The following is a 13,422-nucleotide window of genomic DNA, read 5'->3' on the forward strand; positions in this document are numbered from 1 at the left end:
TCGCATGGCGCTCCACATCCGGGACGAGGAGACCGAGCGCCTCGTGCGCAGCCTGTCCTCGCTCAAGAAGGTCGGGCTGACGGAGGCCGTGCGGTTCGCGGTGGAGAACGAGCTACAGCGCATTCCGCTCCGGGAACGCATACGGCCGATCCAGGATCGGATCGCCGCGATGCCGAAGACCGGCCTGAGGGCCGACAAGGCCTTCTTCGACGAGCTCTGCGGCGAATGAAGATCGTCGATGGATCGGCATTGACCGCCTTGGTGGTCGGCGGCCCGGACGATGAACGCGTCACCGGCCAGTTGGAGGAGGCGAAGCAGCGCGTGACGCATCCTCTAGCCGTCTACGCGGCGACGGCAGCGATTGCCCGAGAGACGGGCCGGCCGATCGATGCGGCTTATCGCATGCTGGCGGAGTTGATGACGGCAGCCGAGATCGAACTCGTGCCGGTGGGAGAGCCGGAGACCATCACGGCGCTGGAGGCCTACGCTCGCTATGGCAAGGGCGGGAAGCACCCCGCCCAGCTCAACATGGAGGAGTGCTTCTCCTACGCGATCGCAAAGCTTCGTGGCGCCGGCCTGGTGTATGCGGGCGAGGCCTTCGCCAAAACCGACCTCGCCTGAGCTTCACTTCGCCAGGACCATTACCAGCCCGGGCACGTCCCGCGCGCGCTCCCGTCGGGCCGGAGCACTCTCCAGGAGCATCGGCTCGAGAGCGGCCTCCTGAGCCAGGCTTCGCAGATGACGCTCGCCGTGGGCGTAGCGCTGATCAGCGCCCAGGATCACCCCCTCCCCGGCATGCGCCTGCGCCGTGAAGGCGAAGAGCCCGCCGGGGGCGAGCGCGGCTGCAGCGGCCGCGAAGATGGGCGCGAGGTCCCCGACATAGACGAAGACGTCGGCAGCGAGCACGAGGTCGGCCTTTCCGTCAGGCCGGGCTCCAAGCCAAGGGACGAGGTCGCCCACCTCCACCTCGTCGTAGATGCGCTTGACCTCGGCTTTCCGGACCATGGCGGGCGAGAGGTCCACCCCGACGATCCGCCGGCATTCCGGCCGGAAAATCTCGGCCGCGAGGCCGGTGCCGCAGCCGAGATCCAGCACCAGGTCGAACCGGAACGGGCGCAGCAGTAGGCTGCAGGCGCGACGGACGGCATCGTGCAGGAGCTCCGGCCCGCGATAGGCGAGGCCCTGGCGCAGGTGCCGCTCGAAACGTGAGGCATATTCTTCGAAAAGGGACCGCACGTAGGCGGTGCTCATGGCATCTTCCGGCTTGCCGGCCCCGAGCCCGACGAGCCTCAGGCCGGCACCGAGGGCGTCATCCGGATCCAGCCGCCGGGCTGTCGAGAATGCCGCCAGGGCTTCCGCCCGGGCGCTCGCCTCCGCTTCGCCGATGCGTTCGCAGGCTTCGCCGAGGAGGAACCACGCCGCCGTGAACCCGGGCGCGAGCTCCAGCGCCTGGCGGGCGAGGTCGGCTGCGGCCGGCCAGTCGCCCTCGTCGAAGGCGGATCTCCCGTAGGCATAGCGGCGGTCGGCGAGGAGATCGCCCGAGCTCCTCATCAGCTCGCCCGGGCGGGCACGAGACGATCGGCGTCGTCGGTCTCCGCCTGCGGCTGCTCCTCGGCGACACGCCCGTACATGATCGCCAGGACCAGCACGGGCAGGCCGATCGCGGCTGTCAGGGCGAAGAAGGTCGAGAAGCCGTAGGCGGCCACCATGAATCCGGACAGGCCGGAGACGAGCTTGCCGGGCAGCGCGTAGAGGGAAGAGAGCAGCGCGTATTGCGTCGCCGCGAACCCGACGCCCGTGAGGCCCGACATATAGGCCATGAGGGCCGTCCCGGCGAAGGTGCCGGAGAAGTTGTCGATGGAGATAGCGACCGCCAGCCGCCAAACCTCCGGCGCGCCCATTGCCAGCCACGAGAAGGCGAGGTTCGAGGCGGCGCCCGCGATCGCACCCGCGATCAGGGTCGGATAGAGGCCGAACCGGGCGATCGACCAGCCGCCCACGAAGGCCCCCACGATCCCGATCCAGATGCCGTAGAGCTTGGAAACGGCGGCGATCTCCGGAAGCGTGAAGCCCATCCGGATGTAGAACGGGTTCGCCATCACGCCCGAGACGAAGTCCGGCATGCGGTAGAACGCCACCAGCGCCAGCACGGCGATCAACCTTGGGCCCTGGCGCCGATAGAGGTCGCTGATCGGGGCTGCGACCGCGCGCCCGAAGGAGAAGCGCTCGCGCGGCTTCGCCGGATCGCTCGCGGCTGCGGGGGCCCGCATCCGCTCGGGCGCGGGCGCAAGGAGGGATGCCACGAAGCCGACGCCCACCAGGGCGGCCATCGTCAGGTAGGAGACCTGCCAGCCGGCCGAACCGGCGATGAACAGCGCGCCGGCGCCGGCGCTGATCAGGCCGAGCCGATAGCCGAGTTGGTAGGCCGCGAGCATCGAGCCCTGCCGCTCGATATCGGCCGACTCGATGCGCCAGGCGTCCACCACGATGTCCTGCGTGGCGGCCGAGAAGGCCAGCAGGAAGGCCGCAAGGCCGAGAACCGGCAGCGAGGTGATCGGGTCCGTGACCGACATCAGGAGGAGGGACAGCCCGGCGCAGGCCTGGGCCAGCACCATCCAGGACCGCCGCCGACCGAGAAGCCGCGACAGGACCGGAATGTCGAAGGCGTCGACGACCGGGGCCCACAGAAACTTGAAGCTGTACGGGAGCAGCAGATAGGCGAAGAGCCCGATCGCCTTGATGTCGATGTTGGCGGTCGCAAGCCGAGCCGTGAACGTTCCCCCGACCAGCAGGAAGGGGAGCCCGCAGGAAAAGCCGAGGAACAGCATCAGGCCCACGCGTCGGTCGGCGTAGCTCTTCAGGCTCTCCAGGGGTGACCGCATCTTCTCGACCTCGGAGGGGGCATCCGGCCGATCATAGCTGAGAAAGCGTTAACGGGCTCCGTTCCCGCTCGGAGCTGCCCCCGGGTCCGATGTCTCGGCGGAGCTCCGCCTGAACCGGCTCCAGATCTGCCAGATGATCGGATAGCGGCGGTCCCGCGCATGCACGCTGTCGTCCCCGTCCTCGCGGACAAGGTAGATCTCGCGGTCGTGGTAGTGCTCGAGGCCGGGCCGGTGCCCGACGCTCAGGAGCGTCACGGTCGCCAGTTCCTTGGAGAAGAACTCCATCATCCTTGCCTGGCTCACCTCGTCCAGGGCGGAGGTTGCCTCGTCCATGATGGCGATATCGGGCGGATGGATGAGAAGCCGCGCAAAGGCGAGCCGCTGCTTCTCGCCGCCGGACAGGATCCCGTCCCAGTTTTCCTCCGCGTTGAGCCTTTCTGCCAGGTGGGACAGGCCGCAGCGCGCCAACGCATCCACGAGCTTGGCGTCGGGGACGCGTCCTTCGTCCGGATAGGGGTAGAGCAGCGCGTGCCGCAGCGTACCGAGCGGCAGGTACGGCCGCTGCGGCATGAACGTGACCTTCGCCCGGCGCGGGCGTAGGATTTTGCCTGAGCCCCAGGGCCACAGGCCGGCCATGGCGCGGATCAGGGTTGATTTCCCCGTTCCGGAATCCCCTTTCACCAGAACCTTCTCGCCCTTCTGGATCGTGGTCGAGGCGCCCTCGATCATCATGACGCCGTTCTGCTGCTTGATGGACAGGTCCTCGATATGGATCGCATCGTCAGGGCTGTGGCCGAGGACGATCGTCTCCTCGGGTCCGCCCTGCCCGATGGTCGCATCGAGAGCATCCATCGCCTGCGACAGCTCGACCACGCGCTGGGCCGATGCCAGCGTTTCCGCGAGCCGGACGGCGTTGTCGATCAGCCAGTTCAGGGCGATCTGGGCCTGCGTGAAGGCGGTGGCGATCTGCATGAGTTCGCCGAGGCTGAGTTCGCCGGCGAGGTATTTCGGGGCTCCGAGCAGCAGCGGGACGACAGGCGCCAGCACCGAGTTCGCGTTGGAGACCCAGGTCATGTGCGCCTGCTTGGCGATCACCCGAAGCCATCGCTGGGCAAGTGCCCCGAAAGTCTCCTTGAGGCGCTCCCGCTCGTCGTCGTCGCCGCCGATCAGCGCGATGTTCTCGGCAGATTCGCGAACCCGGGTCAGCTCGTAGCGGAGCTGGGCCTCGCCGGCGTTCTTGCGCTCCACGCCCCGGATCAGGGGGCGGCCGATGAGGACCATGGCGGCCGAGGTCAGCCCCGCATAGATCACGGCGGACACCACCATGTAGCCGGGGACCCAGACCGGCCCGATCTGGAGCGCGCCTCCGACCACCCACAGGACGCCGAAGAACGCACCTGCCGCGAGGATCGCGTTCAGGAGGCCGATCGCGAAATCGACGAAGGGCTCGACCGCGAGCCGGACATCGTCCGCGATCCGAAACTCGGGATGGGCCCCATCGCCCCCCACGATGGTGAGCTGATAGAAGCGCCGCTCCGAGAGCCAGCGGTCGACGAGCTTGTGGGTCAGCCACCGGCGCCAGCTGAGTTGGAGCCGCATCCGGGCATGGACCTGGAGGACGGCTACCGCTGCCGCCGCGAAGGCCAGGCCGAGAACAATCCCGACCCCGAGCGTGACCGAGCCGACGTTCTTCTGCTCGAGGGCATCGAAGAAGAACTTGTTCCAGCGATTGATGAGGAGCGCGACGCCGACATTCGCGAGGACCAGCGCAATGACGGCGGCCGTCAGGCCCCAGGCCTGCCGCCGCGCGGGGCCGCGCCAGAACCCGCTCGCAAGCCGCCGGAATGCGCCCGCGATCGCGACTGGGGACGGGTCGGCTACTTCCTGAGCGCTGGCCGGATCGGTCCGGTCTGGCGTAGTCACCGCAAGGCCTCCGCGCGCACCGGGGCCCCCTCCACCGTCGCCGGGCCCTAACGTTTGGGCCCGCCTGGAGATCTTCAATCCCGCCGATAGGCCGGGAACAATCCCGTGATCGACCTTAAGGCTGGATGAACTGCTTGGAGAGCTTCAGCGCCTGGCCCTGGTAATTGGAGGTGCCGATCGCGCCGTAGAGGGCGTCCGGCTCCTCGGCCATGCTCTCGTAGGCGAGCCGGCACACGACCTGACCATCCTCGACCGCGAAGGGCACCTCGTGGCTGCGCACCTCCATCACGGCCCGGCTGCCTGGGTGTCCTGACGGGCTGTAACCAAAGCCAGGGTCGAAGAACCCGGCATAATGAACCCGGAACTCGCCCATCGCGGGATCGATCGGGACCATCTCGGCCGCGAGATGCGGCGGGATGTGGAGCTTCTCCTTGGACACAAGGATGTAGAACTCGTTGGGGTCGAGGATCAGGCGGCCATCGGGACGGGCGGCGATCGGCTCCCAAAAATCCGCCGCGTGGTAGCCGCCGATGCGCTCGACATCGATGACGTCGGTGTGGCGCTGTGCCCGATACCCGACCAGCCTATCCTCCCCGAGCCCGCCGAGCTCGATCCGGAGCACGAGGCCGTTGCGGACCGCAAGCTCGCCGGAATCGACCAGCGGAGAGCGGGCGTGGAGGTCGCGTAGGGCGTGGTCGCCCAGCAGCCCGGCCTCTTCCTTCGCGGAGCCGTGCTGGCGAAACCGGATCTGGTTGAGTCGCGTTCCCTGGCGGACCTTGATGCTGAAGGTGCGGGGGGAGACCTCGGCGTAGAGCGGTCCGGAATAGCCCGCCTCGACCGCGTCGAACACCTCACTACGGTCAGTGATGAGGCGCGTGAAGACGTCCAGCCGCCCGGTCGAACTCTTCGGGTTGGCGGCCGCGGAGATCGTGCGCGGCAGGCTCAGCCGCTCGGACAGCTCCACGACGTAGACGCAGCCGCGCTCGAAAATCGCGCCCTGGCTCAGGTCGATGCGCTCCCACCTGAGGATCTCGAGCTTGTCCTCGACGCTGCTGCCCGGCCCAGGCAGGAAGCTCGCCCGGACGCGGTACGCATTGGCCCCGAGCCGCAGATCGAGACTTGCCGGCTGGAACTGCCCATCCTCCAGGGGATCCCCGGCCCGCACATACCCCCGCTCGACCAGCGTCCGGATGGCCTGGCGGGGCAGCAGCCCGGGACGGCCCGACAGGACGGGATCAGGGGTGCCGGCGGGATCGGGCGCTTGCGTCATGGCGCGGGACGCTACTGGAGCCCGGCTGTTTTCTCCAGGGTGGATTCCAGGCATGTTCCGGCCGGGCAGGCTCGCTGCACCCAAAGGGAGATAAGATGATCTACGAGTTAAGGGTTTACCGCTGCGTTCCCGGCCGTCTCCCGGCGCTCCTGAAGCGGTTCGAGACCGTGACGCTCGCCATGTGGGAAAAGCACGGGATCCGGCAGGCAGGCTTCTGGACGACGGTCATCGGCGAGTCCAACCAGGACCTGACCTACATGCTGGCCTGGGACAGCATGGCGGACCGGGAACAGCGCTGGAACGCCTTCCAGAGCGACCCCGACTGGATCGCGGCCCGGGCGGAGTCCGAGCGCGATGGCGCGATCGTCGCCAACATCACCAGCAGCTTCCTCCAGCCGACCGGCTTCTCGTCGGTGAAGTAGGCGCAGCCTACTTCTCCCGGAAGGCCCGCATCAGCTGGTCGTGGAGAGGCCGCACCAGGTACGACATCACCGTCCTCGGGGTCGTCTGGACGAAGGACTCGACGGGCATGCCGGGCACGAGTCTCAGCCCCTCGAGGCGCTTCATCTCGGCGGGCGGGATCTTGATGTGGATGGTGTAGAAGGTCGCGGCCGTCTTCTGGTCCTGGCTGACATCGGCCGAGACGTGGCTCACCTCGCCGTTCAGCTCCGGCGTGGTGCGCTGGTTGAAGGACGAGAAGCGCAGCACGGCGCGCTGCCCGACATGAAGCTGGTCGATCTGCTGCGGCTCGACCTTCGCTTCCACGCGTAGCGCGTCGGCCTCTGGCACGATGAGCATGATGGGCTCGCCCTGAGCCGTGATGACGCCGCCAATCGTGTGGACGCTCATCTGGTGCACGACCCCGTCCTGGGGGGACCGGATGTCGACACGCTTGAGCTGGTCCTCGGCGGCGACCTTGCGCTCGACGAACTCGGAGACGCGGCCGCGGATCTCCGCGAGCTCCTTGCCGACCTCGGAGCGCATCTCCTGGTCGATCTGGAGGATCTGGAGTTCGGTCTCGACGATCTTGCCCTTCGCCTCGGCGGTCGCAGCTATGAGCTGGCCGCGCTCGCCCTCCAGCCGCGCCGCATCGCGCTGCAAGCTGGTCACGCGGTTGATCTGCACCAGCCCCTTCTTCCAGAGCTCGCGCACGCCGTCGAGCTCCGGCTGGATCAGGTCGATCTCGGTCTGCTTGGCGCGGGTCTGCTGGACGAGGCCGTCGATCTGCTGGCCGAGCTGGGCAATGCGCTCGCGGAGCTGGGCGCGCTGGCCCTCGCGCGAGTTCCGCCGGATCTCGAACAGCTTGGTCTCACCCGCAATGAGGCGGGCGACCTCGGGCGAGGTCTTGGCGCGTTCCAGCAGGTCCGTGGGGAACGTGATCTTGTCCTCGCCATCGCGCTCGGCCTCGTCGCGGGCTTGGCGGGCGGCGAGTTCGTCGAGATTCTTCGTCACGATGGCGAGGTTCGCCCGCGTCACGGTCTCGTCGAGGCGCAGCAGGATGTCGCCTTCCTTGACCCTGTCGCCGTCCCGCACCCTCAGCTCGCCGACGACGCCGCCGGTCGGGTGCTGGACCTTCTTCACGCTGGAATCGACGACCAGCATGCCCTGCGCGATGACGGCTCCCGAGAGCTCGGTCGTCGCAGCCCAGCCGCCGACCCCGACGACCAGAAACGTCACCGCCGCGACACCCCCGATCAGGTGGTGCCGGATCGAGCGGCGCGTGCCCATCAGCCGGCTCATGCGCGCACCTGGCCTTCCTTCACGACGCGAAGCGGCGTGGGGCCGCCCGCTTCCGAGCCGGCTGCGGCGGCCGGCCTCGGCTGACGGAGGACCCGCGCAAGCACCTCCTCCTTGGGGCCGAACCCTTGGACGCGGCCCTCGGCCAGCATCAGCACATGATCGACCCCGGCGAGCGCGCTTGGACGATGGGCCACGACGATGACGATGCCGCCGCGGGCCCGGATACCCAGGATGGCCTCCGTGAGGGCCTGCTCGCCCTCCCCGTCGAGGTTCGAATTCGGCTCGTCCAGCACGACCAGGAACGGATCGCGATAGAGCGCGCGGGCGAGCGCGACGCGCTGGCGTTGGCCGGCCGAGAGCATGGCCCCGCCTTCGCCAATCTGGGTCTCGTAGCCCTCGGGAAGGCGCAGGATCAGGTCATGGACGCCTGCCGCCTTGGCGGCCTTGATGATGTCGGCGGAATCGGCGCCAGGCTCGAACCGGGCGATGTTCTCCGCAACCGTACCGGCGAAAAGCTCGACGTCCTGCGGCAGGTAGCCGATGTGCCGGCCGAGATCGTCCGACGGCCATTGATCGAGCGCGGCGCCGTCGACCCGGACCTTCCCGCGCATCGGTGCCCACACGCCCACGATGGTGCGGACGAGGGACGACTTGCCCGACGCGCTCGGCCCGATGACGCCCAGCCCCTGCCCGGCCCGGAGCGTGAAGCTCGCATCCACGACCGCAAGCCGCTGCGTACCCGGCGCCGCGGCCGATATCCCTTCGACGGACAGGGTGGCGCGCGGAGCCGGAAGGGCCATCCGGTCGTCCTCGGCCGGCAAGGCCTTCATCAGTTCGCTGAGGCGCCGCCAGCTCTGCCGCGCGGCCACGAAGCCCTTCCAGTTCGCGATCGCGAGTTCGACCGGAGCGAGCGCGCGGGCCGTCAGGATCGAGCTCGCGATGATGACGCCCGCGGTCACCTCCTGCCGGATGACGAGATAGGCGCCCAGGCCGAGGACCGCCGATTGCAGGGCCATGCGGATGACCTTGGAAACCGCCCCGAACCCGCCGGCGACGTCGGAGGTGCGCTGCTGGCTTTCCATGTAGCGGTCGTTGGTTTCTCCCCAGACCGCACCCAGGCGGCTCCGCATTCCAAGGGCCTGGAGGACCTCGGCGTTGCGCCTTGCCGCCTCGGCCAGCGCGTTCCGCTTCTGGCCGAGCATAACGGTCTCGCGCGCAGGGCCACGGGTCTTCAGTTCGGTCAGCAGCGTCAGGCAGATCAGGAGCAGAGCGCCGATCAGAGCCGCGATGCCGATCCATGGATGGAAGAGGAAGCAGATCGCCAGGTAGAGCGGGATCCAGGGCAGGTCGAAGAAGGCGGCCGGCCCCATGCCGGAGAGAAAGCCGCGCACCTGGTCGAGATCACGGAGCGGCTGCAGCCCATCGCCGGACGGGCGCGTCCGCAGCGGTAGCCGGGATATCGCCTCGTGCACCCGGCTGGCGAGCGTTCCGTCGAGCGCCGAGCCGATCCGCACGAGGATCCGGGCACGCACCACGTCGAGAATGCCCTGGAACGCATAGAGGCCGAAGGCGAGGATCGACAGCGCGATCAGCGTCGGGACGCTACGGCTCGGGATGACCCGGTCGTAGACCTCGAGCATGTAGAACGAGCCGGTCAGGTACAGGATGTTGATCGTCGCAGTGACGAGGGCTATCCCGAGAAAGGCGGTTCGGGCGAAGCCGAGGCTGACGCGCTTGTTGCCATTCTCGGCGCTCTGAGCAGCGCTCGCGGCCGAGGCCATTCGTGCATCTCCGGTGCTCGGTCGGACGAAAGCCGTCAGCTCCACTCGGCGGAGGACGACGCCCCGCGCCGACAAGGATGAACCACAGAAGAGACAAGCCGCAACCAATTTCGGCGGCGCCCTCTTCCACTTACCCCATTGTTGCGGCCGAATGTTTCGCCCAGGTTGCTTCGGAGCGTCGTCCGATATCCACCGAAGACGGGACGAAGTAGTGCGGGCGGGGCCGTTGGGCCGCGTCCATAAGGAACCCTGTCCGGCCCAACAACCCTAAAGTTGAGTATCGCGGGCGCAATTCGCCGCAGGGTTGAGCATCAGTCGGAACCGCCCGGGCGGCAGGAACGGGCGTACCGAGGTGCAGAAACGAAACAGCGCCGCTGGCGGGCGGCGCTGGATATTCTGGGGCGGGATATTCCCGGCGGTGGAGATCTTACCGAGGCGCGAGGATCATCACCATCTGGCGGCCTTCGAGCTGCGGCTCGCTCTCGACCTTGGCGAGTTCGGCAGTCTCCGCCTTCACCCGCTCGAGCAGCTTCAGGCCGAGATCCTGGTGCGCCATCTCGCGACCGCGGAACCGCAAGGTGACCTTCACCTTGTCGCCTTCTTCGAAGAAGCGCTGCACGGCCTTCATCTTCACGTCGTAGTCGTGCTTGTCGATGCCCGGCCGGAGCTTGATCTCCTTGACCTCGACGGTCTTCTGACGCTTTCGCGCCTCGGCCTGCTTCTTCTGCTCGAGGAACCGGAAGCGTCCGTAATCGAGGAGCTTGCAGACGGGAGGTACTGAGTTGGGGGCGATCTCGACGAGATCCAGCCCCGCCTCCTCGGCGAGCCTGAGCGCATCGAGGAACGGTACGGCCCCGCGATTCTGCCCGTCCTGGTCGATCAGTTGCACTTCGCGCACGCCACGAATGTCCCGATTGGCGCGAGGCCCCTCCTTCTGCGGGACTGGCATGGCTCTCATAGGTCTGCGAATGGGGCCAACTCCTCTTCGATTTCAGTTCGGCAGCCGGCCGCGTTCGGCATGAGCTTACGAGCTGCCATAATCGACATGTGGCGACTCGCCGCCACGAGTCAATCCGCACCGCAGGTCAAGCGGTGTTTGAGTTGCCTTGCGGATCCGAGCTGCGCCGCCTGAAAGCGGCCCCACGCCCACCTTCAAGGTAGCCCGAATGGGTCACGTCGAGACGCCGAAACGCTGCGCCGTCCTGACGATGCCGTCCCAGGTGCCGGGCGGAAGCGGGATGCCGGCTTCCGTCCGCTCCGTCCTCGTAGACCGCTCGGGATCTCCGGGGATGAGCACCTGCTCGGATGGCGGCGCCGGTCGCGCACTCCGGACCCAGGCCACAAACGACCGCGCCTCCTGAGATATGGCCTCCGCTGAGCCGAAGGCTCCAGGCTGCATGTAGATCGACACCATGCCGTTGGCGAAACGGTGCTTCTCGGGCCCCGAAGTGCCGGAGCCGAGGAGAACTCCGCTCAGCAACTCGCACATGAGTGCGAGGCCGGAGCCCTTGTGCTCGCCCATCGCCCGGATCGCCCCCGCACCTCGGCGAGCGTCCCGCTCCGTCGTCCCCTCGAACGAGCCGTAGAGCGTTGCCGGATCGGTGCTGAGCCGGCCGTCCGGGTCGATGAGGCTGCCGGACGGCAACGGCTTGCCTCCGTTCGACGCGACGAGGACCTTGCCTTCCGCGACGGCGGAGGTCGCGAAATCGAGAACAACTGGAGACTCTCCCTGGAGGGGGAAGCCGAAAGCGATCGGCGCGGTCGAGAAGCGGCGGTCGACGCCTCCGAACGGAGCGACCAGCACGCTGCCGGCGACGTTCACGAAGTGAACCGAGACAAGGCCGCTCTCGAGCGCCAGCTCGGCCCATTGCCCGATCCGGCCGAGATGGCCCGCGTGTCGGAGGGCAACGATGGACGTGCCCTGCTCGAGCGCACGGGAAATACCCAGCTCCACCGCCTGGCGGCCGACCGTCGCCCCGAACCCGTAGTTTCCGTCGACGACGCAAAGTCCGCCGGACTCTCGCACGATCTCGACGCTGCGGTCAGCCTCGACCTCGCCGGACTGGAGCCAATCCACGTATCGAGGCACTCGGGCGACCCCGTGGCTGTCATGGCCAGTGAGGTTCGCATCCACCAGGCCGGCCGCCACCCGGCGCGCCTCGGCGGGCGAGCAGCCGGCGGCTGCGAATATGTCGGAAACGAGCGCGAGCAGACGGTCGACGGGGATCAGCAAGACAGGTCACTCCTCCCAGCCCGGCCTGGACGAGCGGGCGCTACTTCTTATCCAGGAGGAGTTTTCCCTCCTTGCTGAGGAATCCTTTGGCCTTCTCGGCCAGCATTGCAAGCATCCAGGGCAGGTGCACCTCCAACCGGACGTGGTCCTGCTCGACGTCCAGGCCCGCGGAGATCGGCTGCCCCAAAGCCTTGATGGCCAAATCGAGATGGTCACCTGCCCAACGCTCCTCCACCGAGGTGAAGTGCGCCCCGAACTTGTGCTTCAGCTGCCCGAGCCCGGTCTCGAGACGTTTTCGGGCCTCCTCACGCCCGAGCTGGTGGGGAATCTCGATGATCAGCGGCTTCGACATGCAATTCTCCTTGTTCAGTTCGACAATCTAGGGACGCTCCTTCGGATCCGCCCGGCTTGTGTCCGACCCCAACTTGGTGGACATCGCCACGCGTGAGCTGACCTGGGAGTACAGGATGGACATCCGGGACGACGTCCTCGGCGCAATCGGGCGGACGCCGCTCATCCGGCTTCGAAGGGCCTCGGAACTGACCGGCGCCAACATCCTCGGCAAGGCCGAATTCATGAATCCCGGCGGGTCCGTGAAGGATCGGGCGGCGCTCGGGATCATCCAGGACGCGATGCGCCGGGGCGAGCTGAGGCCGGGGGGCACCATCGTCGAGGGAACGGCCGGGAACACCGGCATCGGCCTCGCCGTAGTCGGCAATGCGCTCGGCTTCCGGACCGTGATCGTGATTCCGGAAACCCAAAGCCAGGAAAAGAAGGACGCGCTGCGGCTGGTCGGGGCCGAACTCGTCGAGGTTCCCGCGGTGCCATATGCCAATCCCGGCAATTACGTCCGCCACTCCGGGCGGCTGGCGGAAGAACTGGCGAGAACGGAGCCCAACGGCGCGATCTGGGCCAACCAGTTCGACAACACGGCAAACCGGGCCGCCCATGTCGAGACGACGGCGCCCGAGATCTGGGAACAGACCGGAGGCAGGATCGACGGCTTCATCTGCGCGGTGGGAACAGGCGGCACTCTTGCCGGTGTCGCGGACGGGCTGCGCGCTCGGAAGCCGGACGTTGCCATCGGGCTTGCCGACCCGATGGGGGCCGCTCTCTACAGCTATTATACGCGCGGCGAGCTCCGATCCGAGGGATCCTCCGTGACCGAAGGGATCGGCCAGGGCCGGATCACGGGGAACCTCGAGGGACTGCGCGTCGACCGGGCGTACCAGATCCCCGACGAGGAAGCCCTCCCATTGCTCTTCGACCTCGTGCGACACGAGGGCCTCTGCCTCGGGGGCTCCTCAGCCATCAACGTGGCCGGCGCGATCCGGCTGGCGCGTGAACTCGGTCCCGGTTCGACGGTGGTTACCGTGCTCTGCGATTCCGGGACGCGCTACGCATCCAAACTGTTCAATCCGAGTTTTCTCGCTGCGAAGGGCCTACCACGGCCGGACTGGATGGAGCGGTGATGCTCCCCTCGTGACCTCGTGCAGCCCTGCCGGGTAGAGATCAGGAACCGGCACGGGGTATGCGGGTTTCGCCTGGACCGTAGAACCTGGTCCCGGCGGCATTGTGACCCGGTAGGACTGG

The 13,422-nt window shown here is 67.7% G+C and carries 13 protein-coding genes; 4 read left to right on the forward strand and 9 right to left on the reverse strand.

What is annotated here, in order from left to right:
* Nucleotides 1-4: 4 nt before the first annotated feature.
* Entirely contained in the window at nucleotides 5-229 is a 225-nt protein-coding gene (locus tag ACO2SS_RS18915) for a type II toxin-antitoxin system VapB family antitoxin (RefSeq protein WP_423279322.1), read from the forward strand.
* Nucleotides 226-621 (forward strand): PIN domain-containing protein, encoded by a 396-nt coding sequence (locus ACO2SS_RS18920; protein ID WP_423279323.1) that lies wholly within the window; start codon nucleotides 226-228, stop codon nucleotides 619-621. Before ACO2SS_RS18915 ends, ACO2SS_RS18920 begins: the two co-directional genes overlap by 4 nt.
* Before the next feature lie 3 nt (nucleotides 622-624).
* Here ACO2SS_RS18920 and ACO2SS_RS18925 read toward each other — a convergent pair whose 3' ends face one another.
* From ACO2SS_RS18925 to ACO2SS_RS18940, 4 genes are all read right to left on the reverse strand, one after another.
* Nucleotides 625-1,551, reverse strand: a complete 927-nt coding sequence (locus ACO2SS_RS18925) for a methyltransferase domain-containing protein (protein ID WP_423279324.1) — start codon at nucleotides 1,549-1,551, stop codon at nucleotides 625-627.
* On the reverse strand, nucleotides 1,551-2,882 hold the full coding sequence (locus tag ACO2SS_RS18930) for an AmpG family muropeptide MFS transporter (RefSeq protein WP_423279325.1): 1,332 nt from the start codon (nucleotides 2,880-2,882) through the stop codon (nucleotides 1,551-1,553). Before ACO2SS_RS18930 ends, ACO2SS_RS18925 begins: the two co-directional genes overlap by 1 nt.
* Before the next feature lie 48 nt (nucleotides 2,883-2,930).
* A complete protein-coding gene (locus ACO2SS_RS18935) occupies nucleotides 2,931-4,805 on the reverse strand; it encodes an ABC transporter ATP-binding protein/permease (protein WP_423279326.1) in 1,875 nt (624 codons plus the stop codon).
* A 115-nt stretch (nucleotides 4,806-4,920) separates the two neighbouring features.
* Nucleotides 4,921-6,075 carry a 2'-deoxycytidine 5'-triphosphate deaminase gene (locus ACO2SS_RS18940; protein ID WP_423279327.1) on the reverse strand — a complete coding sequence of 385 codons (1,155 nt, stop codon included), beginning with the start codon at nucleotides 6,073-6,075 and terminating at the stop codon, nucleotides 4,921-4,923.
* 95 nt (nucleotides 6,076-6,170) lie between these two features.
* Here ACO2SS_RS18940 and ACO2SS_RS18945 point away from each other — a divergent pair, with 95 nt between their 5' ends.
* Complete coding sequence (locus ACO2SS_RS18945; RefSeq protein ID WP_423279328.1) at nucleotides 6,171-6,497, forward strand: NIPSNAP family protein; 327 nt, start codon at nucleotides 6,171-6,173, stop codon at nucleotides 6,495-6,497.
* Between the two features lie 7 nt (nucleotides 6,498-6,504).
* Here ACO2SS_RS18945 and ACO2SS_RS18950 read toward each other — a convergent pair whose 3' ends face one another.
* The 5 genes from ACO2SS_RS18950 to ACO2SS_RS18970 all read right to left on the reverse strand — a co-directional run bounded on the left by ACO2SS_RS18950 (nucleotide 6,505) and on the right by ACO2SS_RS18970 (nucleotide 12,181).
* Complete coding sequence (locus tag ACO2SS_RS18950) at nucleotides 6,505-7,815, reverse strand: HlyD family type I secretion periplasmic adaptor subunit (protein ID WP_423279329.1); 1,311 nt, start codon at nucleotides 7,813-7,815, stop codon at nucleotides 6,505-6,507.
* Nucleotides 7,812-9,596, reverse strand: coding sequence for a type I secretion system permease/ATPase (locus ACO2SS_RS18955; protein WP_423279330.1), 1,785 nt, complete (start codon nucleotides 9,594-9,596; stop codon nucleotides 7,812-7,814). Before ACO2SS_RS18955 ends, ACO2SS_RS18950 begins: the two co-directional genes overlap by 4 nt.
* Nucleotides 9,597-10,023: 427 nt before the next feature.
* Complete coding sequence (gene infC, locus ACO2SS_RS18960; RefSeq protein WP_423279331.1) at nucleotides 10,024-10,545, reverse strand: translation initiation factor IF-3; 522 nt, start codon at nucleotides 10,543-10,545, stop codon at nucleotides 10,024-10,026.
* Between the two features lie 222 nt (nucleotides 10,546-10,767).
* Nucleotides 10,768-11,829 carry a malate/lactate/ureidoglycolate dehydrogenase gene (locus tag ACO2SS_RS18965; RefSeq protein ID WP_423279332.1) on the reverse strand — a complete coding sequence of 354 codons (1,062 nt, stop codon included), beginning with the start codon at nucleotides 11,827-11,829 and terminating at the stop codon, nucleotides 10,768-10,770.
* Nucleotides 11,830-11,869: 40 nt separating this feature from the next.
* Nucleotides 11,870-12,181: a polyhydroxyalkanoic acid system family protein gene (locus ACO2SS_RS18970; protein ID WP_423279333.1), complete on the reverse strand. Its 312-nt coding sequence runs from the start codon at nucleotides 12,179-12,181 to the stop codon at nucleotides 11,870-11,872.
* A gap of 115 nt (nucleotides 12,182-12,296) precedes the next feature.
* Between ACO2SS_RS18970 and ACO2SS_RS18975 the strand changes: the two genes are divergently transcribed.
* A complete protein-coding gene (locus ACO2SS_RS18975) occupies nucleotides 12,297-13,301 on the forward strand; it encodes a cysteine synthase A (protein ID WP_423279424.1) in 1,005 nt (334 codons plus the stop codon).
* Nucleotides 13,302-13,422: the final 121 nt, after the last annotated feature.

The sequence above is a fragment of the Enterovirga sp. CN4-39 genome (assembly GCF_049446235.1).
In the GTDB taxonomy this organism is placed as follows: domain Bacteria; phylum Pseudomonadota; class Alphaproteobacteria; order Rhizobiales; family Beijerinckiaceae; genus Enterovirga.

Coding starts and splice junctions, on each gene's coding strand:
- ACO2SS_RS18945 (WP_423279328.1), top strand. CDS start 6,171: ATGATCTACGAGTTAAGGGTTTACCGCTGCGTTCCCGGCCGTCTCCCG.
- infC (WP_423279331.1), bottom strand. CDS start 10,545: ATGCCAGTCCCGCAGAAGGAGGGGCCTCGCGCCAATCGGGACATTCGT.
- ACO2SS_RS18970 (WP_423279333.1), bottom strand. CDS start 12,181: ATGTCGAAGCCGCTGATCATCGAGATTCCCCACCAGCTCGGGCGTGAG.
- ACO2SS_RS18925 (WP_423279324.1), bottom strand. CDS start 1,551: ATGAGGAGCTCGGGCGATCTCCTCGCCGACCGCCGCTATGCCTACGGG.
- ACO2SS_RS18950 (WP_423279329.1), bottom strand. CDS start 7,815: ATGAGCCGGCTGATGGGCACGCGCCGCTCGATCCGGCACCACCTGATC.
- ACO2SS_RS18930 (WP_423279325.1), bottom strand. CDS start 2,882: ATGCGGTCACCCCTGGAGAGCCTGAAGAGCTACGCCGACCGACGCGTG.
- ACO2SS_RS18955 (WP_423279330.1), bottom strand. CDS start 9,596: ATGGCCTCGGCCGCGAGCGCTGCTCAGAGCGCCGAGAATGGCAACAAG.
- ACO2SS_RS18975 (WP_423279424.1), top strand. CDS start 12,297: ATGGACATCCGGGACGACGTCCTCGGCGCAATCGGGCGGACGCCGCTC.
- ACO2SS_RS18915 (WP_423279322.1), top strand. CDS start 5: ATGGCGCTCCACATCCGGGACGAGGAGACCGAGCGCCTCGTGCGCAGC.
- ACO2SS_RS18940 (WP_423279327.1), bottom strand. CDS start 6,075: ATGACGCAAGCGCCCGATCCCGCCGGCACCCCTGATCCCGTCCTGTCG.
- ACO2SS_RS18920 (WP_423279323.1), top strand. CDS start 226: ATGAAGATCGTCGATGGATCGGCATTGACCGCCTTGGTGGTCGGCGGC.